This is a genomic window from Micromonospora sp. DT233 (genome assembly GCF_049841815.1).
Classification (GTDB): Bacteria; Actinomycetota; Actinomycetes; order Mycobacteriales; family Micromonosporaceae; genus Micromonospora.
This window is the reverse complement of the sequence record NZ_JBNCLB010000005.1, coordinates 190,271-210,727: the sequence shown is the minus strand read 5'-3', so window position 1 is coordinate 210,727 and position 20,457 is coordinate 190,271. Positions and strand designations below refer to the sequence as shown.

The 20,457-nt window shown below is 75.4% G+C and carries 20 protein-coding genes and 2 pseudogenes; 13 read left to right on the top strand and 9 right to left on the bottom strand.

Annotated features, from left to right (window positions below):
• From ACLQ2V_RS14725 to ACLQ2V_RS14700, 6 genes and pseudogenes are all read left to right on the top strand, one after another.
• A complete protein-coding gene (locus tag ACLQ2V_RS14725) occupies nucleotides 1–792 on the top strand; it encodes an ABC transporter ATP-binding protein (protein ID WP_425719024.1) in 792 nt (263 codons plus the stop codon).
• Nucleotides 789–1,655 carry an ABC transporter permease gene (locus ACLQ2V_RS14720; RefSeq protein ID WP_425719023.1) on the top strand — a complete coding sequence of 289 codons (867 nt, stop codon included), beginning with the start codon at nucleotides 789–791 and terminating at the stop codon, nucleotides 1,653–1,655. Before ACLQ2V_RS14725 ends, ACLQ2V_RS14720 begins: the two co-directional genes overlap by 4 nt.
• Entirely contained in the window at nucleotides 1,652–2,734 is a 1,083-nt protein-coding gene (locus tag ACLQ2V_RS14715; RefSeq protein WP_425719022.1) for an ABC transporter substrate-binding protein, read from the top strand. The genes ACLQ2V_RS14720 and ACLQ2V_RS14715 overlap by 4 nt, the downstream gene beginning before the upstream one ends.
• Complete coding sequence (locus ACLQ2V_RS14710; RefSeq protein WP_425719021.1) at nucleotides 2,734–3,516, top strand: HpcH/HpaI aldolase family protein; 783 nt, start codon at nucleotides 2,734–2,736, stop codon at nucleotides 3,514–3,516. Before ACLQ2V_RS14715 ends, ACLQ2V_RS14710 begins: the two co-directional genes overlap by 1 nt.
• 196 nt (nucleotides 3,517–3,712) lie before the next feature.
• Complete coding sequence (locus tag ACLQ2V_RS14705) at nucleotides 3,713–4,732, top strand: LacI family DNA-binding transcriptional regulator (protein ID WP_425719020.1); 1,020 nt, start codon at nucleotides 3,713–3,715, stop codon at nucleotides 4,730–4,732.
• Nucleotides 4,733–4,888: 156 nt separating this feature from the next.
• Nucleotides 4,889–5,284: pseudogene (locus tag ACLQ2V_RS14700) on the top strand (VOC family protein); the annotation flags it as partial.
• A gap of 54 nt (nucleotides 5,285–5,338) precedes the next feature.
• On the opposite strand, the gene ACLQ2V_RS14695 reads toward ACLQ2V_RS14700, so the two are convergent.
• The 3 genes from ACLQ2V_RS14695 to ACLQ2V_RS14685 all read right to left on the bottom strand — a co-directional run bounded on the left by ACLQ2V_RS14695 (nucleotide 5,339) and on the right by ACLQ2V_RS14685 (nucleotide 8,324).
• Entirely contained in the window at nucleotides 5,339–6,046 is a 708-nt protein-coding gene (locus ACLQ2V_RS14695; RefSeq protein ID WP_425719019.1) for a helix-turn-helix domain-containing protein, read from the bottom strand.
• 84 nt (nucleotides 6,047–6,130) lie between these two features.
• On the bottom strand, nucleotides 6,131–7,606 hold the full coding sequence (locus ACLQ2V_RS14690) for a HAMP domain-containing sensor histidine kinase (RefSeq protein WP_425719018.1): 1,476 nt from the start codon (nucleotides 7,604–7,606) through the stop codon (nucleotides 6,131–6,133).
• Nucleotides 7,584–8,324 carry a response regulator transcription factor gene (locus tag ACLQ2V_RS14685; RefSeq protein ID WP_425719209.1) on the bottom strand — a complete coding sequence of 247 codons (741 nt, stop codon included), beginning with the start codon at nucleotides 8,322–8,324 and terminating at the stop codon, nucleotides 7,584–7,586. Before ACLQ2V_RS14685 ends, ACLQ2V_RS14690 begins: the two co-directional genes overlap by 23 nt.
• Nucleotides 8,325–8,520: 196 nt before the next feature.
• On the opposite strand from ACLQ2V_RS14685, the gene ACLQ2V_RS14680 reads away from it, so the two are divergent.
• A complete protein-coding gene (locus tag ACLQ2V_RS14680; protein WP_425719017.1) occupies nucleotides 8,521–9,396 on the top strand; it encodes an SDR family oxidoreductase in 876 nt (291 codons plus the stop codon).
• Nucleotides 9,393–10,187 (top strand): alpha/beta fold hydrolase, encoded by a 795-nt coding sequence (locus tag ACLQ2V_RS14675; RefSeq protein ID WP_425719016.1) that lies wholly within the window; start codon nucleotides 9,393–9,395, stop codon nucleotides 10,185–10,187. The genes ACLQ2V_RS14680 and ACLQ2V_RS14675 overlap by 4 nt, the downstream gene beginning before the upstream one ends.
• Nucleotides 10,188–10,357: 170 nt before the next feature.
• On the opposite strand, the gene ACLQ2V_RS14670 is transcribed toward ACLQ2V_RS14675, so the two are convergent.
• Nucleotides 10,358–10,591: a hypothetical protein gene (locus tag ACLQ2V_RS14670; protein ID WP_425719015.1), complete on the bottom strand. Its 234-nt coding sequence runs from the start codon at nucleotides 10,589–10,591 to the stop codon at nucleotides 10,358–10,360.
• Nucleotides 10,592–10,842: 251 nt separating this feature from the next.
• Between ACLQ2V_RS14670 and ACLQ2V_RS14665 the strand changes: the two genes are divergently transcribed.
• Both ACLQ2V_RS14665 and ACLQ2V_RS14660 read left to right on the top strand, forming a co-directional pair.
• The gene (locus ACLQ2V_RS14665; RefSeq protein WP_425719014.1) at nucleotides 10,843–11,784 is read left to right on the top strand and encodes a serine/threonine-protein kinase; all 942 of its coding nucleotides are present in this window, start codon (nucleotides 10,843–10,845) and stop codon (nucleotides 11,782–11,784) included.
• Between the two features lie 67 nt (nucleotides 11,785–11,851).
• On the top strand, nucleotides 11,852–12,277 hold the full coding sequence (locus tag ACLQ2V_RS14660; RefSeq protein WP_425719013.1) for an OsmC family protein: 426 nt from the start codon (nucleotides 11,852–11,854) through the stop codon (nucleotides 12,275–12,277).
• Between the two features lie 19 nt (nucleotides 12,278–12,296).
• Here ACLQ2V_RS14660 and ACLQ2V_RS14655 read toward each other — a convergent pair whose 3' ends face one another.
• The 4 genes from ACLQ2V_RS14655 to ACLQ2V_RS14640 form a co-directional block, all read right to left on the bottom strand.
• Nucleotides 12,297–12,743 (bottom strand): response regulator, encoded by a 447-nt coding sequence (locus ACLQ2V_RS14655; RefSeq protein ID WP_425719012.1) that lies wholly within the window; start codon nucleotides 12,741–12,743, stop codon nucleotides 12,297–12,299.
• A gap of 69 nt (nucleotides 12,744–12,812) precedes the next feature.
• Nucleotides 12,813–13,160 carry an STAS domain-containing protein gene (locus tag ACLQ2V_RS14650; protein WP_425719011.1) on the bottom strand — a complete coding sequence of 116 codons (348 nt, stop codon included), beginning with the start codon at nucleotides 13,158–13,160 and terminating at the stop codon, nucleotides 12,813–12,815.
• 86 nt (nucleotides 13,161–13,246) lie between these two features.
• Nucleotides 13,247–14,317 carry a cobalamin B12-binding domain-containing protein gene (locus tag ACLQ2V_RS14645; RefSeq protein WP_425719010.1) on the bottom strand — a complete coding sequence of 357 codons (1,071 nt, stop codon included), beginning with the start codon at nucleotides 14,315–14,317 and terminating at the stop codon, nucleotides 13,247–13,249.
• A 30-nt stretch (nucleotides 14,318–14,347) separates the two neighbouring features.
• A complete protein-coding gene (locus ACLQ2V_RS14640; RefSeq protein ID WP_425719009.1) occupies nucleotides 14,348–16,099 on the bottom strand; it encodes a SpoIIE family protein phosphatase in 1,752 nt (583 codons plus the stop codon).
• Between the two features lie 267 nt (nucleotides 16,100–16,366).
• Here ACLQ2V_RS14640 and ACLQ2V_RS14635 point away from each other — a divergent pair, with 267 nt between their 5' ends.
• The 3 genes and pseudogenes from ACLQ2V_RS14635 (at nucleotide 16,367) to ACLQ2V_RS14625 (ending at nucleotide 19,099) form a co-directional block, all read left to right on the top strand.
• The gene (locus tag ACLQ2V_RS14635) at nucleotides 16,367–16,711 is read left to right on the top strand and encodes an STAS domain-containing protein (RefSeq protein WP_425719008.1); all 345 of its coding nucleotides are present in this window, start codon (nucleotides 16,367–16,369) and stop codon (nucleotides 16,709–16,711) included.
• Between the two features lie 850 nt (nucleotides 16,712–17,561).
• Nucleotides 17,562–18,194 (top strand): annotated as a pseudogene (locus ACLQ2V_RS14630) (DUF2267 domain-containing protein); the annotation flags it as partial.
• Between the two features lie 95 nt (nucleotides 18,195–18,289).
• Complete coding sequence (locus ACLQ2V_RS14625; protein ID WP_425719007.1) at nucleotides 18,290–19,099, top strand: spermidine synthase; 810 nt, start codon at nucleotides 18,290–18,292, stop codon at nucleotides 19,097–19,099.
• 16 nt (nucleotides 19,100–19,115) lie between these two features.
• Here the strand turns inward: ACLQ2V_RS14625 and ACLQ2V_RS14620 are convergent, their stop codons facing one another.
• Nucleotides 19,116–20,417 (bottom strand): NAD(P)/FAD-dependent oxidoreductase, encoded by a 1,302-nt coding sequence (locus ACLQ2V_RS14620; RefSeq protein WP_425719006.1) that lies wholly within the window; start codon nucleotides 20,415–20,417, stop codon nucleotides 19,116–19,118.
• Between the last annotated feature and the right edge of the window lie 40 nt (nucleotides 20,418–20,457).

The following is a 20,457-nucleotide window of genomic DNA, read 5'->3' as shown; positions in this document are numbered from 1 at the left end:
ATGCGTATCGAGATCGACAAGGTGGCCAAGGGCTACCCCAAGGCCGACGGGAGCCGCCTGTCGGTGGTGGAAGACCTCACCGTCGCCATCGAGGCGGAGGAGTTCGTCTGCGTCATCGGGCCCAGCGGCTGCGGCAAGTCGACGCTGCTGGGGCTGCTGGGCGGGCTGCGCCGGCCGGACAGCGGGGAGATCCGCTTCGTCGGCGACCGCACCGCCGGCGGCCCGCTCACCTCGATCGTCTGGCAGGACTACGCGCTGATCCCCTGGCGGTCGATCCTGGACAACGTGGCGTTCGGCCTGGAGCTGCACGGGGTCCCGGCCCGACGACGCCGGGAGATCGCCAGGGAGCACCTGGCCATGATGGGGATCGAGGCGTTCGCCGACGCCAAGCCGCACGAGCTCTCCGGCGGCATGCGCCAGCGGGCCGGGATCGCCCGCGCCCTGGCCAGCGACCCCGAGGTGCTGCTGATGGACGAGCCCTTCGCGGCGGTGGACGCGCAGACCCGGACCCTGCTGCAGGACGAGCTGCTGCAGGTCTGGTCCCAGCACCGCAAGACGGTCCTGTTCATCACGCACAGCATCGAGGAGGCGCTGCTGTTGGCGGACCGGATCATCGTGCTCGGCTCCCGGCCGACCCGGGTGGTCGAGGAGATCCGGGTGCCGTTCGCCCGGCCCCGGGACCGGGACGTCGAGCTCGATCCGCGCTTCACCGAGCTGAAGCGTCATCTCTGGGCGCAGCTTCGGGACGCCACCATGGCGGCCGAGTGGGCGGAAGTGAAGGGGGAACGATGACCGAGAGCAGCGTGCCGACCCGCGACCGGGCGGCCGAGCATTCCCCGCCGGTGGTCCGCTATGCGGTGGACCCCCGGGCCGAACGCCCGCCGGGGCGGACGTTCAAGTTGCTCAGCAGCGGGCTGGGCAGCATGGTCCCGGTGCTTGTGGTGCTGCTGCTCTGGCAGGCGGGCAGCATGGCCGGGCTGATCGACAAGACCTTCTTCCCCGCCCCGTCGGAGTGCGTACGGGCCCTCGTGGCGCTGGTCTCCTCCGGGGAGCTGCTGTCGAACGTGGGCATCACGGCACAGCGGATCCTGCTCGGCTTCCTCCTCGGCGTGCTCCCGGCGACCCTGCTGGGCATCGCGATGGGGCGCTCCCGGTGGGTCCGGGTGGTGATCGATCCGCTGATCGCCATCACGTACCCGATCCCGGTGGTGGCCATCCTGCCGCTGCTGCTGGTCATCTTCGGCACCGGCGGCCGGCCGATCGTCGTGCTCGCCGCCATCATCTCGTTCTTCCCGGCCGTGGTGAACGCGATGTCCGGGGTGCTCCAGGTCGACGAGCGGCTCATCCTGATGGCCCGCAACCTGGGCGCCAACCGGCAGCAGATCCTGTGGAAGATCATCCTGCCGGGTGCCCTGCCGTCCATCTTCGCCGGCATCCGGCTGGCCGCCGGGCTGGCCCTGCTGGGCACGATCGCCGGGGAATTCCTCGCCGCCAGCGACGGCGTCGGCTCGATGACGTGGCGCTACTGGCAGATCTACCAGATCGACAACATGTACGCCACGCTCGCGGTCATCGCGGCGATGGGCTTTGTGCTGACCACGGTGACGCTGCGGGTGCAGCGGCGCTTCTTCGGGTGGACGGAAGGCCAGAAATGACAATCAACAAGACAGGCGTGCTCGCCGCGCTGCTGGGTGTCTCGCTGCTGTTCGGCACCGCCGCCTGCGGTGACGACGCCGAGGACTCGACCGGCGCCGACGGTACGGCCAAGGTGACGGTGAACTCGCTGGAGATCCTGTCGTTGGCCCCGATGATGGTGGCCGACGCGAAGGGGTTCTTCGGCAAGCACCAGATCGAGGTGGAGTTCAGCAACGCCGACATCTACTCCCGGCTGGCGGTGCAGGGCCAGGGCAAGTTGGACGTGAACATCCCCGGCACCGGCGGCGCGCTGTTCAACGCGGTCAACCAGGGGCTGCGGGTGCGGGCGGTGGCCGACCGGCAGCAGTACCGGTGTGCCTCGGACAACCTGCTGCTGGCCCGGACCGAGGCGTTCGACGCCGGGCTGACCAGCGTCGCCGGCCTCAAGGGCAAGAAGGTCGCCATCCTGGCCAAGGGGTCGACCACCGAGTACTGGCTGGACCGGGCGCTGGAGGGGGCCGGGATGACGCAGTCCGACCTGGCGCAGGTGGTGACCCTGAGCTACCCGGACACCGCCAACGCGCTCAAGAGCGGGGCGGTCGACGCCGGGTTCGTCGTCCAGCCGCTGGCGTACCAGCTCATCAGCGGCGGGCAGGCCAAGCGGGTGCTCGCGATGAACGAGGTGGCCCCGGAGCAGCAGCAGGGCCTGATCACCATGTCCCAGGACTTCATCGCCAAGCGGCCGGAGGTCGCCGCCCGGTGGACGGCGGGCTGGCTGGAGGGGGTCCGGTTCTACCAGGATCCCGCCAACAAGGACGAGGTCGTCAAGATCGTTGCCGAGCGGACCAAGGTCCCGGCGGAGACGATCGGCAAGCTCTACGGCACCGACCAGTGGCCGTACATGGACCCCAACGGTCGGGTGGACACCGAGGCGGTGGTGGCCCAGGACGGCAAGTGGCTGCTCGACAACAAGATCATTGAGAAGCTTCCGGAGGTCTCCGGCTGGCACGACGGCTCGGTCGTCGACGCTGCCCTGAAGATCGTCGGCGAGGTGCCGGTCGCCCGCGACTGCGCCTCGGTGCAGAAGCTGGAGTCCTGATGTATCCCCGTCCGAGCCGGCTGGCCGCCACCCTGCGCGAGGGTGGGGTCGCCCTGGGCAGCCTCACCCTGCTCCAGGAGCCGGCGCTCGGCGAGATCCTCGGCTGCCTCGGCTACGACTTCCTGGTCATCGACACCGAGCACGCCGCCGCCGACGAGCAGAGCGTGCTGAGCATGGTGCGGGCGGCCGGCTCGGCGGGGACCACCCCGCTGGTCCGGCTGCGCCGGATCGAGGAGAAGGACCTGCTCTGGTCCCTCGACAGCGGCGCCGGCGGGGTGGTGCTGCCGCTGGTGGAGACCGGGGAGCAGGCCGCCGAGGTGGTCCGCCTCACCCGGTACCCCCCGACCGGGGACCGGACGCTCTGCTCGGCGGCCCGGGTCGCCGGGCACGGCACCGCGCGCGGCGACTTCGACAGCTACCTGGCCTGGGCGGCGGAGAACACCACGACGGTCGCCCTGGTGGAGACCCCCACGGGACTGACCAACCTGGACGACATCCTCGCCGCCGACCTCGACGTGCTGATGCTCGGCCGCGCCGACCTGTCGGTCAAGCTCGGCCTGGGCTACCAGCCGACCCACCCCGAGGTGGACAAGCACGCGGTCGCGTTCGTCGAGCGGGTGGTCGCCGCCGGCCGGGTCGCCGGCATGCTGGCCTACTCGCCGCAGGAGGCCCGCCGCTGGATCGCACTCGGCGTCCGGTTCGTCGTCTACTCGCAACCGGAGATGCTGCTCTCCACCGCGTACCGGCAGGCCCGCGAGGAGATCCTGGGCACCGCCGGCTGAGCCCGCCGGCGTCGGCGGTCCGCTGACCGCTGTCCCGCCCGCCCGGTTCGACCGGGCGGGCGGGCGCCGGTGTCCCGCCGCTCCTGCCCCCGGTCGCCGCGCCACGGTCCTCAGGAACGGCCTTCGATGTGTTCGGCGGCAGTCATCTCGGCTAGGTTGCCGGGTAGGCGACCGACGCGATTCGATGGGAGGCACAGTGAACAAGCGGGTGACCCTGCGCGACGTCGCCGGCGTCACCGGTGTGCACGTCTCCACTGTGTCCCGGGTGCTGCGCGGCGACGACGTGCGGGTCAGCCCCGCCACCGCGACGCGGATCACCGAGGCCGCCAAGGAGCTGGGGTTCCACCGGGACCGCTGGGCGGCGAGCCTGCGCAGCGGCAAGACCGGGGTGATCGGCGTGCTGGTCCCCCGGATCACCGACATCGTGCTGGCCACCGTGTTCGAGGGCATCGACGCCGCCGCCGCCGGCGCCGGCTACCAGGCGGTGGTGAGCAGTTCCTGGGACGACGACGACGGCCGGACCGTGCGGATCCAGCGGTTCATCGGCGAACGGGTCGACGGCCTGATCATCGGCGACGCCCGGCGCAACGATCCGACCCTGGCGCGGCTCGCCGCCGACCGGGTGCCGTTCGTGCTGGTCAGCCGGGCCTCGCGGGGTTTCCCCTCGGTGACCGGCCGGGACCGCTTCGGCGGCCGGCTCGCCGCCGAGCATCTGATCGACGTCGGCTGCCGGCGGCTCGCGGTGGTCGCCGGCCCCGCCCACGCCAGCACCTCCGCCGACCGGGTGGCCGGCTTCGTCGCCGCCGCGACGGCCCGCGGGGTGCCGGTCGACCCGCGGCTGGTGATCCCGTCGAGTTTCGACGTCGCCGGCGGGGCGTCGGCGATGGACCGACTGTTGCAGATCGGTCGGCCGGACGGCGTCTTCGCGGTCAACGACTTCGCCGCCATCGGGGCGATGGGCACCCTGCGCGACCACGGCCTGCGCGTGGGCCGGCAGATCGCCGTGATCGGCTACAACGACATCGACGTGGACGCCAAGCTGCTGGTGCCGCTGACCTCCATCCGCACGCCGCTGCGGGACATGGGCACGCGGGCCCTGCACGCGCTGCTGGCCCTGTTGGATTCGGGGAGCACGCAGTCGGCGCGGCTGGAGCCCGAGCTGGTCGTGCGGGCCACCACAAGCGACTTCGTCCCGGCGGCGGCGCTCGCGCCGTGACCGGCCTACGGGTCGCCTCCGCAGGGGGCGCGACCGCCGGCAGGAAGACGGTGCACACGCTGCGCCGGGGCGGCCGGCGACCGCCACACCGGGGACTCCGCCGGTGTCCGTTCCGTTCAAGACGCCGCGCCGGCGGGGGCCGTACCGTCTGCGGCCATGACACCTCGCTTCGACCTCGTCAGCCTGCCGGTCACCGACATGGCCCGGACCCTCGACTTCTACCGACGCCTGGGGCTGGACATCCCGGCCGGCGCGGAGGCCGCGTCGCACGTGGAGTTCGGCGTGGCCGGCGGCCCCCGGCTGGCCTGGGACACCGTGGAGAGCATCCGCAGCTACGACCCGGACCACACGCCGCCGACCGGCAGCGCGCGGGCCAACCTGGCGTTCCGCTGCGCCGACCCGGCCGAGGTGGACCGGTACTGGGGCGAGCTGACCGCAGCCGGCTTCGAGGGCCACCTGGCGCCGTGGGACGCCGACTGGGGCCAGCGGTACGCGGTCCTGCTCGACCCCGACGGCACCGGCGTCGACCTGTACGCCCCGCTGCCCGTGCCGGCCGCCAGCCCGCCCCCCCTCCTGAGGGCGGCGGGCTTCCTGAGGGCGGCGGGCTTAGCGAGCGGCGGCACGGGGTCGGTCCCGTAACAGCACGCCCGGGGGCACCCCGGCCAGCTCGCGCACGTCGCGGGTCAGGTGCGCCTGGTCGGCGTACCCGGCGCGGGCGGCCACCTCGGCCAGCGGCGTGCCGGCGCGGGCCAGGGCCAGCGCCCGGCGCATCCGCAGGATCCGGGCGAGGGTCTTCGGGCCGTACCCGAACAGGTGCCGGCAGCGGCGGTGCAACGCCCGGTCGCCGAGGCCGACCTCGGCGGCGACCGCGCCGACCGGCCGCCCCACGGCCAGCCGGGCCGCCAGGTGCGCGCCGAGCGGATCCGGGCCACCGGCCGCCCGCAACCGGTCCCGGACGACCTCCGCCAGCACGGCGGTGACGCCCCGCCCGCCGGCCGCCCGGTCCTCGACCCCGACGCCGACCGGCCCCCACAGGTCCACCAGGGGCACCCGCCGGTCCCGCAGCTCGTCGGCGGGGACGCCGAAGACGGCCGGGCCGACGCCGGGCGGCAGCCGCAGCCCCACCCAGCGCTCGCCGGCCGCGCTCGTCGACAGGTGCGCCGTGCGGTCCGGCCCGGCGACCAGCAGTCCTCGCCGCGACGACCACAACAGGTCCAGGCAGCCGTCCGGCAACACCCGCACGGGCCCGGTCCCGCTGCTGATGCTCTCCCAGAGCACCGCTCCCGCCAGGCTGGTGCCGCGTTCCCGGTACACGACCGAGAGTCTGCCAGCCGGGCGGAGCCCCCCGCCGGGCGCCGCGCCGGGCGGCGGCCTCCGGGCGGTCCCGCTGGGGGCCGCCTACGGGTTGCCCGCCGGCAGGGTGACGGTGAAGGCGGTGCGCCCGGGGCGGCTGGTGACCTCGACCCGGCCGTGGTGGGCCTCCACGACCGCCGCCACGATGGCCAGCCCGAGGCCGGTGCTGCCGTGGGCGCGCGACCGGGAGCTGTCGCCGCGGGCGAAGCGCTCGAAGACCTCGCCCTGCTGGTCGGCGGGGATGCCGGGGCCGTCGTCGGTGACGCTGAGCGCCACCGACCCCGGCGCGGGGGCGAGCCGGGTCACGACGGTGGTCCCCGGCGGGGTGTGCACGCGCGCGTTGGCCAGCAGGTTCGCCACCACCTGATGCAGCCGGGCGGCGTCGCCGGGCACCACCTGCTCGGCGTCGGGCAGGTCGAGCTGCCAGCGGTGCTCCGGACCGGCGGCATGGGCGTCGCTGACCGCGTCGACGACCAGCGCCGTCAGGTCCACCGGCTCCACGGCCAGCGGCCGGCCGGAGTCCAGGCGGGCCAGCAGCAGCAGGTCCTCGACCAGGCTGGTCATCCGGGCGCTCTCCGACTCGACCCGGCGCAGCGCGTGCGCCACGTCGGGCGGGACCCGGTCGCGGCCCCGGCGGGCCACCTCGGCGTACCCCCGGATGGCCGCCAGCGGGGTGCGCAGCTCGTGGCTGGCGTCGGCGACGAACTGGCGTACCCGCGTCTCGCTGGCCTGGCGGGCGGCGAGCGCGGCGGCGACGTGCCCGAGCATCCGGTTGAGCGCGCCGCCGACCTGCCCGACCTCGGTGCGGGGGTCGGTGTCGGCGGCCGGGACCCGCACCGACAGGGCGACCTCGCCCCGGTCCAGCGGCAGCTCGGTGACCCGGGTGGCGGTGGCGGCCACCCGGCGCAGCGGTCGCAGGGTGACCCCGACGATGAGCGCGCCGAGGCCGCCGGCGACGCCCAGGCCGGCGGCGGCCACCCCGGCCTGGGCCAGCACCATCCACCAGACGGTTTCGGCGACGCCGGCCAGCGGCAGCGCGAAGACCCGCACCTCGCCGTCGGCGAAGCGCCGGGCCACCGCCCGGTAGTCGCCCCGCTCGCCGAGCTCCACCGTGCGGGGTCGGGCTTCGGCGGCCAGGGCGGCCAGCGGGGCCGCCGCGTCGGTGGCCAGCGGCAGGGTCGTACCGGCGGGGGTGCGGATCTTCGCCTCGACGACCCGGCCGTCGGTGACCCGGGCGACGATCGCGCCGGCCGGGAAGCCCGGCGGCAGCTCGACGGCGCGCGGCGGCGTGGGCGGGTCGGTGAGCCAGGCGGGGCGGCCCTCGCCGCGACGGCGCTCGTCGGGGGTGAGCTGGTCGTCGACCTGCTGGATCAGGAAGTGCCGCAGCGCTACCGTGGTCAGGCCGCCGATGCCCACGCTGACCAGGGCCAGCAGCGCCACCACGGCGACCACCAGCCGGGTACGCAGGGACCGGCCGGCCAGCCACCCGCGCGGCCGGTCAGTCGGCGGGCTTGAGGACATACCCCGCGCCGCGCAGCGTGTGGATCATCGGCGCCCGGCCGGCCTCGATCTTCTTCCGCAGGTACGAGATGTAGAGCTCCACGACGTTGGCCTGCCCGCCGAAGTCGTAGTTCCAGACGTGGTCGAGGATCTGTGCCTTGCTGAGCACCCGACGGGGGTTGCGCATCAGGTACCGCAGCAGCTCGAACTCAGTGGCGGTGAGCGTGATCAACTGGCCGCCCCGGCGCACCTCGTGGCTCTCCTCGTCCAGACTGAGGTCGCCGACGGTGAGCACCGCCTCCTCCCGGGTGGCGACGGCGAACCCGGAGCGGCGCAGCAGGGCGCGCAGCCGGGCGATCACCTCCTCCAGGCTGAACGGCTTGGTGACGTAGTCGTCGCCGCCGACGGTGAGCCCGGCGATGCGCTCCTCCACCGCGTCCCGGGCGGTCAGGAAGAGCACCGGCACGGTCGGGGTGTGTTCGCGCAGCCGCCGCAGCACCTGGAAGCCGTCCAGGTCGGGCAGCATCACGTCGAGCACCACCGCGTCGGGCTGGAACTGCCGGGCGGCGCTCAGCGCCGTCATCCCGTTGCCGGCGGTGCGGACCTGCCAGCCCTCGTAGCGCAGGGCCATCGAGAGCAGGTCGGCCAGCGTGGCCTCGTCGTCGACCACCAGCACCCGGACGGGTTCCCCGTCCGGGCGGCGCAGCTCGATGCGGCCCTGCGCGGCCCGCCCCTCCATGACCATGCCTCCCATCGTGGGACGACCGACTGTGTCCCACCTCGGCACCCCCTGTGTACCAGCTGTGCGGGCCGGCGGGGCCGATACCGCCGGCCCGCCCGTGGCGGGTTCGCCCCGCCGCCGGCCCCGCGTGACCCGGTGGCGCGGCGGCGTCGGGTGTTCCCCCACGGACCTACCCGGTGGTAACTTGCTTCGGGTGAGACATTCGTTGGCCGGCCGGGTCGTCCTGGTGACCGGGGCCGCCCGGGGCATCGGCGCGCACACCGCCCGGCAGGCCGCCGCGCGCGGCGCCCGGCTCGCGCTCGTCGGCCTGGAGCCGGAGCGGCTGGCCGCCCTCGCCGCCGAGCTGGGCCCCGGGCACGCCTGGTTCCGCGCCGACGTCACCGACCAGGCGGCGCTGCGCGCCGCCGTCACCGGCGCGGTCGAGGTCTTCGGCGGCATCGACGCGGTGGTGGCCAACGCGGGCGTGGCCAACCGGGGCACCATCGCCGTGGGCGACGTGGAGGCGATGGTCCGCACCGTCGAGGTCAACCTCATCGGCGTGATGCGCACCGCGTCGGCGACCGTCGACGAGCTGATCCGCAGCCGGGGCTACCTGTTGATCGTCTCCTCGGCGGCGGCGTTCGCCGCGCTGCCCGGGATGGCCGCCTACTGCGCGTCCAAGGCGGGGGTGGAGCACTTCGGCACCGCCGTCCGGCTGGAACTGGCCCACCGGGGCGTCGCGGTCGGCACCGCCCACCCGTCGTGGGTGGACACCGACCTGGTCCGCGACGCCCGCGCCGACCTGCCCGCGTTCGACGCCTCGCTGTCCCGGCTGCCCTGGCCGGTCGGGGGGACCACCACCGTCGAGGCCTGCGCCGCCGCGTTCGTCGACGCCATCGAGCGCCGCCGCCGCCGGGTGTACGTCCCGAGGGCGCTCGGCCTGGTGCAGGCCGCCCGGTCGGTGCTGGTCAGCCCGCTGGCCGACCGGCTGATCGGGCGCAACTCCCGCACCCTCGTGCCGCAGATGGAGGAGCAGGTCCGCAGCCTGGGGCGCGGCTTCGGCGCGCACACCGCCGACGAGCGGCGGTGAGCCGGCCCTCGGTCGCCTTCGAGCGGCGCGGCAGCGGCCCGCCGCTGGTGCTGCTGCACGGCATCGGCCACCACTGGGCGGCCTGGACGCCGGTGCTGGACCTGCTGGCCGCCCACCACGACGTGATCGCGCTGGACCTGCCGGGCTTCGGCCGGTCCCCCGTGCCGGCGGGCGGGCTGCCCAGGGACATGGCCGGCGTGGTCGACGCCGTGACGGAGGTCTTCGCCGCGTTGGGGCTGGACCGCCCGCACGTGGCCGGCAACAGCCTCGGCGGCGCGATCGCCCTGGAACTCGCCGCCGCCGGCCGGGTCGCGTCGGCCACGGCGCTCTCCCCGGCCGGCTTCTGCACCCCCCGGGAGCTGCGCTGGGCGCTCGGCGTGCTGACCACCCACCGGGCGGCGGCCCGGATTCCCGCCCCGGCGCTGCGGGCCGTCCTGGCCCGGCCGGCGCTGCGCGCCCTCGCCTTCGGCATGATCTTCGCCCGCCCCGCCGCACTCGCCGTGGACGTGGCCCTGGCCGACGCCCGCGCGCTGCGCGACGCCCGCGCCTTCCGGGCGGTGGCCCGCGCCGGCCGGGACTACGCCTTCACCGGTGCCCCGACCGTGCCGGTCACCGTGGCCTGGGGCACCCGGGACCGGGTCCTGCCGTACCGGCAGGCGGCGGTGGCCCGCCAGCGGTTGCCGCTCGCCCGGCACGTCGACCTGGCCGGCTGCGGCCACGTGCCGATGCACGACGAGCCGGCGCTGGTCGCCTCGGTCATCCTGGCCACCACCGGCGCGACCCCGGCCTGAGACGCCCCGCGCGAGGGCCCGGCCTGAGACGCCCCGCGCGGGGCCCGGCCTGAGACGCCCCGCGCGGGGCCCGGCCGCCCTCCGGCGTGCCCCGCCGAGCGCCCGGTCGCCCCCGGAGCACCGCCGCCGCCAGGCCGACGCGGCACACCCGGTCGACTCCGGGGTGCGGCTCACTGGGTCATGCCCAAGGGGTAGGTGCGGATGAAGCGCATCGTCCAGGTGCCGGTGTCGTCGGGGCGGTCGCGCGCGTAGAGGTGGTCGGCGGCCGCGCCGACCGGCTGCGCGGAACCGCCCGGATGACGCAGCACCCAGCGCTGCGGGGGTGCCCCGTCGGGGCCGGCCGGCACGTCCCGCACCTGATCGTCGGCAGGCCCGCCGACGAACCGCACCACCACCCCGGCCATCGCCCCTCCGTCACCTGCTCGGCACTCGCACCGCCCGATCGTGAAGCGGTCCTCGGCGGCCAGCCGGTCGGCTGGCAACAGCTTCAGGCCGGCGGGGGCAGCGCCCCGATGGAAGCTACCGCGCCCGCCCGCAGCCGCGTGGCGAGATCGGGCGCGAGGGCCGCTCGGGTTTGCCCGCTCCGGCCGCCGGGTACCGGGCGGGGGCGACGGGATTGACCCGCCGGTACGGCGGGCGGGACGAGGAGCGGTCGATGAGGACGCTGGACGGGCGGTACCAGCTCGAACAGCGCATCGGCATCGGTGGGATGTCGGAGGTGTGGCAGGCCCACGACATGGTGCTCGACCGGCCGGTCGCGGTGAAGCTGATCTCCCCCAGTCACGACGAGCCGACCGCCCTGGAACGGATCCGCACCGAGGCCCGCTCCGCCGCCCGGCTGGTGCATCCGAACGTGGCCAGCGTGCACGACTTCGGCACCTCCTCCACGCTGCCCGGCAGGACACTGCCGTACATCGTGATGGAGCTGGCGGAGGGCGAGACCCTCGCCGCGCACCTGCGCGCCGGGCCGCTGGACTGGCGCATCGCGGTCCGGGTCTGCGCGGAGGTCGCCGCGGCGCTGGCCGCCGCGCACGCGCACGACATCGTGCACCGCGACGTGAAGCCCGCCAACGTCATCCTCACGCCCAGCGGGGCGAAGGTGCTGGACTTCGGCATCGCCACGTCGGCCGGCGCGGCCGACGAGATCCCGGACGGGATGGTGGTGGGCACCCCGGCATACCTGGCCCCGGAGCAGCTCGACGGGTGTCCCGCCACCCCCGCCGCCGACATGTACGCCCTCGGCGTGCTGCTGCACTACTGCCTGACCGGCCGGCTGCCGTACCCGGCGCACAGCACCACGCAACTGCTCGGCGCCCGCCGCCAGCAGCCGCCGGAGCGCCTGCCGCAGATCGAGGGCCTGCCGCCGGAGGTCGCCGTGCTCTGCCGGCAACTGATGGACGACGACCCGGAGCACCGCCCCACCAGCCTGGTCACGGCGCTGCTGCTGGCCGAGGCGGTCGACGCCCGGGTGTACGTGCCGATGCTCGCCGCAGGCCGCCCACCCCGGCAGCGCGAGGGGCAGTTGTCCCCGTGGACCGAGCAGGCGGCCGCCGAGGCGACCCAGGCGGCGGTCCCCTGCGACGGCCCGGCCGACTGACCGCAGGCCAGGCGGTTTCACCAGGTCGGGGCCGGGTAGCCGGGCGGGTGACTGAGGGGGGAACGCGATGCCGGATCCGAGTTCCTGGCTGCACGAGGCCGCCGCGACCGCCGAGGGGGGGCACGTCCGCACCGACGACGGGGGGCTGTCGAGCGCCCTGGCCTCCCCGTTGGCGCCGCACTGCACCGGGCTGACCCCGGAGCAGTTGTTGGCCGCCGCCTTCGCGTCCTGCCTGCACCACGCGGCGGTCGAGGCGGCCGGGGAGATCACCGACGAGGCGCACACCGTGCAGGTCCGCGCGGAGGCGCGGCTGGGCCGCGACGACGACGGGCGGTACCGGGCCGACGTGCACGCGTCGATCTCCTCGGCGGGGTTGACCCGCGAGCAGCTCGCCCGACTGGTCGAACACGCCGACCGGCTCTGGCCGTTCTCCAGCGGCGACAACACCCGCCACCGCCTCACGGTCACCGCCGCCGAGAACGGCCGACACTGACGCCGTGCGGTGGGCGCGGTCAGCCGCGCTTGGGCAGCACCACGACGCGGCCGAAGAACTCGTCGATCCGGCGCACCACGTCGTTGAAGTCGTCCAGGTCGATCGGCTTGGTCACGTACGCGTTGGCCTGGAGGGTGTAGCTGCCCACGATGTCGGTGTCGGCGTTGGAGGTGGTGAGCACCACGATCGGGATGGTACGCAGGTCGTCGTCCTGCTTGACCTCGCCGAGCACCTGCCGGCCGTCCATCCGGGGCATGTTCAGGTCGAGCAGGATCATGTCGGGGCGGCGGGCCTCGGTGTGCCGGCCCTCCTGGCGCAGGAACTCCATCGCCTCCTGGCCGTCGCTGACGACGTCGATGACCTTGTCGACGTCGGAGTCGGCGAGGGCCTCCTCGATCATCAGGACGTCACCGGGGTCGTCGTCCACCACGAGGATACGAACGGGGCCGGGGGTGTTTCCAGCCATGGGAGACCTGCCTCGGGTTGACGCGGACGGCGACCTCACGGCCACCTGCTGGCGGGGAAATCTAGCCCATTACAGGGCGGACTGCGACCTCGGGTGCGCCGTGTCGGGGCGGTGGGCCAGGACCTCGGCCAGCCCGGTCAACCGCAGCAGCCGCTCGACCCGCCCGGTGGCCCCGGTGAGCCGGAGCCAGCCGCCCTGGGCCGCGGCCCGGTTGTCGCCCCGGACGAACGCGGCGAGGCCGGTGGAGTCGCAGAAGGTGAGCTCGGTCAGGTCGACCAGGAGGTGCCGTTCCCCCTGTTCGGCGAGGCCGTCGAGGGCGGCGGTCAGCTCGGGCGCGGTGCTCACGTCGAGCTCACCGGCAAGCCGCAGGCAGGCCGCAGCGCCGTCCCGCCGGGCGTACGTGACGGTGAACGTCACCGTGGTCCCCCTCGCTCCCCGCAGGCCGATGCTTGCAGTGGGGCAAGTATAAGCAGTCCCTCGGCGGGATCCGGGAGCACCGCGTGTCACCTCGCCCCGGTGCCCACCCCGGCCGACGCCGACGGGTCCGCCCCGCCTGCGGCCGACGGGTCCGCCCCGCGGAGGAAGCGCGCCGCCCGGGGGAAGTCCCGCAGCTCGTGGCCGAGGTGTCGGAGGGTACGGCCCACCGCCGCGGCCGGCACCCCCCGACTGGCGAGGATCCCGACCAACCACCGTACGAAGTCGGTGAAGAGCGAGCCGTCGTCGACGTAGACCGCGGCGGCGAGGAAGTCGACGATGTGGCCGAGGTCGCTGACCGTGGCGTCGACCTGGGCCGGGCTGTACTCCCGCACCCCGGGGACCCCGGCGCGCAGGTCGGTCAGCGCGCCGTCGACCAACTCCCCGCGCCGCTTGACCAGGCTGGCGTACTCGTGGTCGGCGAGCCGGGACAGTTGCGCCGGCCGGACCCGCCGCAGCGCCCGCTCGTCGGCCACCAGGTCGGCGGCGGCGGGCGCGTCGGGGGCCCAGGCGACCCCGAGCCGGTGGGCCCAGCGCCCGTCGGGGCCGAAACCGCGACCCCCGACCACCACCGGCACGTCGGAGCGGCGGCAGGCCTCGATCATCCGATGGGCGTACGGCAGCCGCATCGACAGCGCGCAGGCCAACGCGACGGCGTGCGCGTCGTGCCGGTGCAGGTAGGACACCAGGTGCGCGGCCGGCACGCTGGCCCCCAGGAAGGTGACCTGCCAGCCGCGCAGCCGAAGCACCTCCGCGACCAGTCGGGGCGGCAGCGCGTGCCACTCACCGTCCATGCAGGCCACGACGACCCGGCCCCGGGTGGGGCGGGGGGCCGCCCGGTTGGCGACGGCCGCCACCACCCGCTCGCTGATGTGGGTGGCGGCGTGCTCCTGGGCGACGCTCCACTCGTTGCGCGCCCAACGCTCCCCCACCTCGACCTGGGCGGGGGCCACCAGGTCGAGCAGCACCCGCTCGGCCGGCACCCCGGCGTCGACCAGCCCGAGGGCCGTGTCGATCGCGGCGTACTCGTCCGCCTCCTGCAGCGAGGCCAGAAAGCCGTGGTAGGCGTCGACCGGGGACAACTCGGCGGCGGCGGTCACGTGCGGTGCTCCTCGGGGGTGGTCGGTCGGTCAGGACGACGGGGGCACCGCGTGCAGGTGCCGGGCCGGTCGGCCGTGCGGCCCGGTGGCCCGCAGCGCGAGCACCGCGATGTCGTCATGGTCGCCGTGGGCGAGCCAGTCGCAGGTGACCTGCTCGATCCGCTCGGCCAGCGCCGGGGCGGGCATCCGGTGGCACCCGGTCAGGGCGTGGACCAGCCGCTCGGTGCCGAACTGCTCGTCGCCGCGCCGACCCCCGCGCGCCTCGGTCACCCCGTCGCTGTAGAGCAGGCAGGTCTCACCCGGCTCCAGGTCGACGGTCACCTCGCCGATGCGCGGCTCGGGCACCACGCCGATCAGCATTCCGGTGAGGTCGACCGACTCGACCTCGCCGGAGGCGCGCAGCACCAACGGCGGCAGGTGACCCCCGCCGGACATGGTCAGGGTCAGCCCGCCCTCGCGGCGCGGCCGGACCACGCCGAGGACCATGGTGGCGAAGCGACCCTGCCCCTGCATCATGGTGGTCTCCAGCAGGGCGTCGTTGAGCAGCCGCAACAGCCGGCCGGGGTGCGGCTGCACCCGGTGCAGCGCCTGGAGGCACTGGCGGAGCTGCCCGGTGAAGACCGCCGCCTCGACGCCCTTGCCGGAGACGTCGCCGAGGAAGAACACCGAGCCGCCGTCGGGCAGCCGGTGCGAGCCGTAGAAGTCCCCGCCGATGCGCAGGCCGGCCTGCGCCGGCCGGTAGGCGGTCCCCCACTGCACGCCGGCGGTCTGCGCCGGCTCGACCGGCACCAGGCTCGCCTGGAGGGTGTCGGCGACCTCGGCCTGGTCGCGGTAGAGCACGGCGGTGGTCATGGCGGCGCCGGCCCGGGCCGCGAAGGCGCGGGCCAGGTCGAGATCGTCGTCGTCGTAGCGGCGGGCGGCCCCCCGGGCGACGAGCAGCACCCCGGCCGGCAGGTCGCGCCCCGGCAGCGGCACCACCCGGACGGTGGTGTCGGTGGTGTCGAGGCCGGGCAGCCAGCCCGCCTCGACGGCCTGCTCCACGAGCCAGTCCAGGGCGTGCGGCTCGGAGCCGGCGAGCGCCTCGTCGATGGCGGCCGGCAGGTCGACGGCGCTGAGCACACCGCCGTCCACGGTCGGGGTCTCGTCGTCGGTGCGGGCGGCCCGCCACCAGCGGGCCCGGCCGGCGCGGGGCGCCGACACCAGCACGGCCACGTCGCCGAGGGTGGGCACGGCGAGCCGGACGACCGCGGCGGCGGCCCGGTCGGGGTGCAGCGGGTTGCCGAGCTTCTCGCCCACCCTGGCCAGGAACGCCGAGCGGGCCCGCGCGGCGAGCAACGCGTCGGCCCGGGTGACGCTGTCGGTGACGTCCTCGACGTACCAGCAGCACCGCGCGGCGGCAAGCGGCGCCGGGCGGACCCGCAGCCGGCGGCCGCGATGAGTGAGCTCGCCGACGCCCGCGTCGGCGGCCAGGCTCACGATGCCGGACGCGGCCAGCAACTCGCCGACGGCCACCTCGGGCAGCAGCCGCGCGGCGACCGGGCTGACGTGACGCACCACGCCGTTGCCGTCGCAGACGATCAGGCCCTCGCGGAAGTGCTCGATGATCTCGGCCCAGTCGGCGGCGAGGAAGCCGCTCTCGGCGGGCGACGAAGCGGGGCCGGGGGCCGGCGACGACGCGGGGCGCTGCGGTAGCGGCGAGGCGGGGCGCTGCGGAACGTCGACGGGGCAGGCAGCAGTTCGTCCGTCGCCCGGGTCGGAGCCCCTGACGTCGGCGGCAGTCACCAGCTCAGCCCCACTCCCTCTCGACATCCCGCGGCACCGGGGGGCCGGACACCGCGTACTGGCCTGATCTCGTCCACCCACCCTACGCCGATACGCCCGTAACGCCATCCGAAGCCCACCCGGGCCGTCGCACCGGGGACGTCGCGCCACGTCGACGGCCGCCCTCACCACGGCGGCGGGCCCGTCCTCGCCGGCAGCGGCACGGCGTTCGCTCCTTGCCTGGCACCCCCCGGTGCGCCGGGGCGGATCGGCTGGAAAACTGGACCCGTGCCCGCCCAGCTGTTGACGATCGAGGTGACCCGGCTCGGAGCCGGGGGTGCCCGGCTGCGGCTCACCGGCGAGCTCGACTTCGACACCTCCCCGGACCTGGTGCACACGGCCGACGAGCTGCGCCGGGAGGGCCGTCACCACCTGGAGATCGACCTCGGCGGGGTCGGGCTCTGCGACTCCTCCGGGCTGAGCGCGCTGCTGGTGATCCACCACCGGGGATCCGCCCCGGTCCGACTGGTCGGGATGAGCGGTCAGGTCCGGCAGTTGCTCGACCGCACCGGCCTGACCGAGGTGCTGACCGTCGCCGAGGCGGCCACCAGCACCGACACCGCCACCGGCTGACAAGACGGGCAGCCCGTCGCGGAACGGACAGGTCACGGGCAGCCCGTCGCGGAACGGACAGGTCACGGGCAGCCCGTCGCGGAACGGGGCGGCGGGCGTACACCGCGCCGCCGGGCCCACTTCGGGACCTTGGACGGCTTCCGTCGCCGGTGCGCGAGAACCGCATGATTCGCAAGCGGACGGGCTCGTGAGCCCAGCGGACGACGGTCGTGAGCCCAGTGGACGACGGTCGTGGACGCTATGGAGCTGATGTCGTCAACGACTCATCGGCCACCGGCAGAGCCGGCCTGGGCGCGGTGGGTGGTGTGGGGTGCGGTGGAAGCGGTGGGGTGCCGGAAATTTGGAAGAGGCCGGTCCCTGCCCGCAGACCGGCCCGCCGTTGGCTGATTCGCTGACGACATCAGCTCCATAGCGGCCGGAAGAGGCATGACCCGTGCCGGACTCGGCAGGCGGCGCGACGCCCCGCCACTCCCGCCGCCGCCACCCACCGCCGCCCACGCCCCACGCCGCCCACGCCCCACGCCGCCCGCGCCCCACGCCGCCCACGCCCCACGCCGCCCGCGCCCCACGCCGCCCACGCCCCACGCCGCCCCGCGCCCCACGCCGCGCACAGGGCGCCGCGCCGCGCACAGGGTGCCGCGCCGCCGATTCTCTGCGTCAACCGGGTGAGTCGCCGTCACCCGGACCGGGTGAGTCGCACCGCCGGCCGGCTCGACGCCGACCACTGGGCGCGCTCCCCCGCACGCTCGCCGGAACCGCTCGTCGCGGCCCGGTGGCCGGACCGTTTCGCCCCGCCGACGCCGGGAACGCGACGGTGGAACAGGCACTCGGAGAAGGAACGAGGTGTGCGATGCGCAAGCAGATGGAGGGCGACAACCCACGCCGCCGGGCGCTGGCCCGCCAGGCCCGCGAACGCGGCCGGCTACCCAGCGAGACCGGGGCCAGCCTCAGCGCGTCCAAGCAGCTCACGCACCTGGACCGGGGCAAGCGGGCCGGGCCGCCGCCGGCCGGGCGGCACAAGCCGGACCCGACCCGGGGCGGGCCGGCCCCGCCGCCGGCCGCCGCCGCGCCGACCGCGCGGGCGCAGCCGCGACCCGCCCGGGACGCCGGTGGGGCCCCGGGGGCGACCACCCTGGGCTACCGGGAGCTGGTCGACGACGTCGGCCGGCGGGCCGGCGTCGACTTCCGCACCGCGAAGGTCGCCGCCGAGGCGACGGTGCTGACCCTGGCCTGGGCGTTGGAGCGGGCCGAACGGGAGCGGCTGCTGGCGGCGGTGCCGGTGTCGCTGCACGACGTGGTGCCGGTGGACGGCATCGAGCGGCACCGCGAGCTGCCCGGCTTCCTCGCCGAGGTGGCCCGGCTCAGCGGACGTACCAGCGAGGAGGCCCGCTACGGGGCGCGGGCGACGCTCACCGCGCTGGCCGACCGGGACGGCGACCTGGTGGCCTCGCTGCACGTGCCGGACGGGTTGCGCGGCTTGCTCGACCGATGAGCGCGCGGGCCGGCGGGCGCGGGTCCGCCGGCCCGCCCGCCGGCCGCCGGGTGGATCGCCCGCCGGGTGGTGGCTACGGTGCCGGGATGTCCTCCGCCGCCGACGGCCCGCAGCTGGTGGCCGACCCGGCCCGCCGCACCGGGCGCACCCTGCTCGCCGGCGGGGTCGCCCAGTCGTACGTCGACGTGGCCGACCCCCGACACCTGCACTTCGAGTACGTCCGCCGGATGGCCGCCGTGGTCGACCTGGCCGCGCCGCCGGGCGTGCCGGTCGACGCGCTGCACCTGGGCGGAGGCGCGCTGACCCTGCCCCGCTACGTCGGGGCGACCCGGCCGGGCTCCGCCCAGCTGGTGGTGGAGCGCGACCCCGCCGTGGTCGAGCTGGTCCGCCGCGAGCTGCCCGCGCCGCCGGCCGGGGTACGGGTGGTGCTCGCCGACGCCCGCGACGCGGTGAGCGCCGCCCCGCCGGCCGGGTACGACCTGGTGCTGGCCGACGTCTACCGGGCGGCCCGGATGCCGGGACACGTGGCCACCGTGGAGTTCGCCGAGCAGGCGGCCCGGGTGCTGCGCCCGGAGGGCATCCTGCTGGTCAACGTCACCGATCTGCCGCCGCTGGCGTTCACCCGCGCCCGGGTGGCCACGCTGCGCGTCGCCTTCGCCGAGGTCTGCCTGGTGGCGGACCGCCGGATGCTGCGGGGGCGGCGCTACGGCAACGTGGTGCTCGCCGCCGCGCGCCGGCCGGGGCGGCTACCGGTCGGCCGGCTGGCGGCGCGGGTGGCCCGCGACCCGGTCCCCGGCCAGGTCCTGCACGGGCCGGCCCTGGACGACTTCGTCGGCGGTGCCGCGCCCACCACCGACGCCGCCGACGCGGGGGTGTGCCGCCGGCCGCCGGGATGACGCCGCGTCGCCCTGCTCAGCGGCGGTGGGCCGGGACCTCGGGCGACGAGCTCTCCAAGGGCACGGCGTTGGCGGGCACCAGGCCGAGCTGCACGACCGGGCGGGGCAGCGTGGCGTCGAGCAGCCAGTCCGCGCCGATGCGGGCCCGGTTTCCGGGCATCGCCAGCAGGTGGTAGCCGCGGGTGACGGCCTTGGCCGGCAGGCCGGCCAGCGAGACCTTCAGCGGGTTCGCGGCGGCGTCCTTCCCGCCGAGGTCGACCACCCAACCGAGGTCGTGGTGCTCGTACGGCCGCCGCCGGCCCTGCCCGTACGAGGCGGCGATGTTCTGGGCGACCAGTTTGCCCTGGCGCTGGGCGTGCTGCGCGGTCATCGCGCAGACCTTCCCGGGGTGGGTCAGGTCGGGCACGGCGGCGGCGTCGCCGACGGCGTAGACCTCGGGGAAGCCGGGGACGTTCAGGTACTCGTCGACCACCAGGCGGCCCTTCTCGGTGCGCAGGCCCAATTCGGCGACGAACGGATCGGGACGCACCCCCACGCACCAGATCAGGCTGCACGTGGGCACGCGCTCCCCGTCGGTGAGGGTCACCCCGTCGGCGGTGGCCTCCGACACCGAGGTGCCCATCCGCACGTCGATGCCCCGCCGGCGCAGCACCCGGTCGGCGGTGACGGACATCCGCCGGTCCAGCTCGGGCAGGACCCGGGGTGCGACGTCGAGCAGCATCCAGCGCGGCCGAATGGTCAGGTGCGGCCGCTGGGCGACCAGCCGGTCGGTGAAGAGCTGCCCGTGCGCGGCGACCTCGGTGCCGGTGTAGCCCGCACCGACCACCACGAAGGTGGTCCGGGCGCGCTGCTCCGCCGGGTCGTCGGTCAGCTCGGCCAACTCGATCTGGCGTACGACGTGGTCGTGCAGGTAGAGCGCCTCGGGCAGCCCTCGGAACCCGTGGGCGTACCGGGTGATGCCGGGGATGGGGAGCAGCTTGTTGACGCTGCCCACGGCGAGCACGAGCCGGTCGTACGCGAGCCGGCAGCGATCGCCCTCGGGCATCGCGTACCCGACCCAGCGGTTCTGCAGGTCCACCCGGTCGGCCTCGCCGACGACCACCCGCACCCCGTCGAGGGTGCCGCTGAGCGGGACGGCGATCCGGCCGGGCTCGACCACGCCGGCGGCAACCTCGGGCAGCAGCGGCAGGTAGAGGAAGTAGTCGGTGGAGTTCAGCAGCACGATCTCGGCCCGGTCGCGGGCCAGCCGGCTCAACGTCTTCGCCGCGTGGTAACCGGCGAATCCGGCCCCCACGATCACCACCCGAGGTTTCGTCATGTCGGGTGCTTCCCGCCGCGGGCCAGGGCAAACGTGAGCG

What these genes read in the sequence shown, in the direction of transcription:
- ACLQ2V_RS14725 (WP_425719024.1), top strand. Translation starts at nt 1, where the DNA reads ATGCGTATCGAGATCGACAAGGTGGCCAAGGGCTACCCCAAGGCCGAC.
- ACLQ2V_RS14720 (WP_425719023.1), top strand. Translation starts at nt 789, where the DNA reads ATGACCGAGAGCAGCGTGCCGACCCGCGACCGGGCGGCCGAGCATTCC.
- ACLQ2V_RS14715 (WP_425719022.1), top strand. Translation starts at nt 1,652, where the DNA reads ATGACAATCAACAAGACAGGCGTGCTCGCCGCGCTGCTGGGTGTCTCG.
- ACLQ2V_RS14710 (WP_425719021.1), top strand. Translation starts at nt 2,734, where the DNA reads ATGTATCCCCGTCCGAGCCGGCTGGCCGCCACCCTGCGCGAGGGTGGG.
- ACLQ2V_RS14690 (WP_425719018.1), bottom strand. Translation starts at nt 7,606, where the DNA reads ATGTCCTCAAGCCCGCCGACTGACCGGCCGCGCGGGTGGCTGGCCGGC.
- ACLQ2V_RS14685 (WP_425719209.1), bottom strand. Translation starts at nt 8,324, where the DNA reads ATGGAGGGGCGGGCCGCGCAGGGCCGCATCGAGCTGCGCCGCCCGGAC.
- ACLQ2V_RS14670 (WP_425719015.1), bottom strand. Translation starts at nt 10,591, where the DNA reads ATGGCCGGGGTGGTGGTGCGGTTCGTCGGCGGGCCTGCCGACGATCAG.
- ACLQ2V_RS14665 (WP_425719014.1), top strand. Translation starts at nt 10,843, where the DNA reads ATGAGGACGCTGGACGGGCGGTACCAGCTCGAACAGCGCATCGGCATC.
- ACLQ2V_RS14660 (WP_425719013.1), top strand. Translation starts at nt 11,852, where the DNA reads ATGCCGGATCCGAGTTCCTGGCTGCACGAGGCCGCCGCGACCGCCGAG.
- ACLQ2V_RS14655 (WP_425719012.1), bottom strand. Translation starts at nt 12,743, where the DNA reads ATGGCTGGAAACACCCCCGGCCCCGTTCGTATCCTCGTGGTGGACGAC.
- ACLQ2V_RS14625 (WP_425719007.1), top strand. Translation starts at nt 18,290, where the DNA reads ATGTCCTCCGCCGCCGACGGCCCGCAGCTGGTGGCCGACCCGGCCCGC.
- ACLQ2V_RS14620 (WP_425719006.1), bottom strand. Translation starts at nt 20,417, where the DNA reads ATGACGAAACCTCGGGTGGTGATCGTGGGGGCCGGATTCGCCGGTTAC.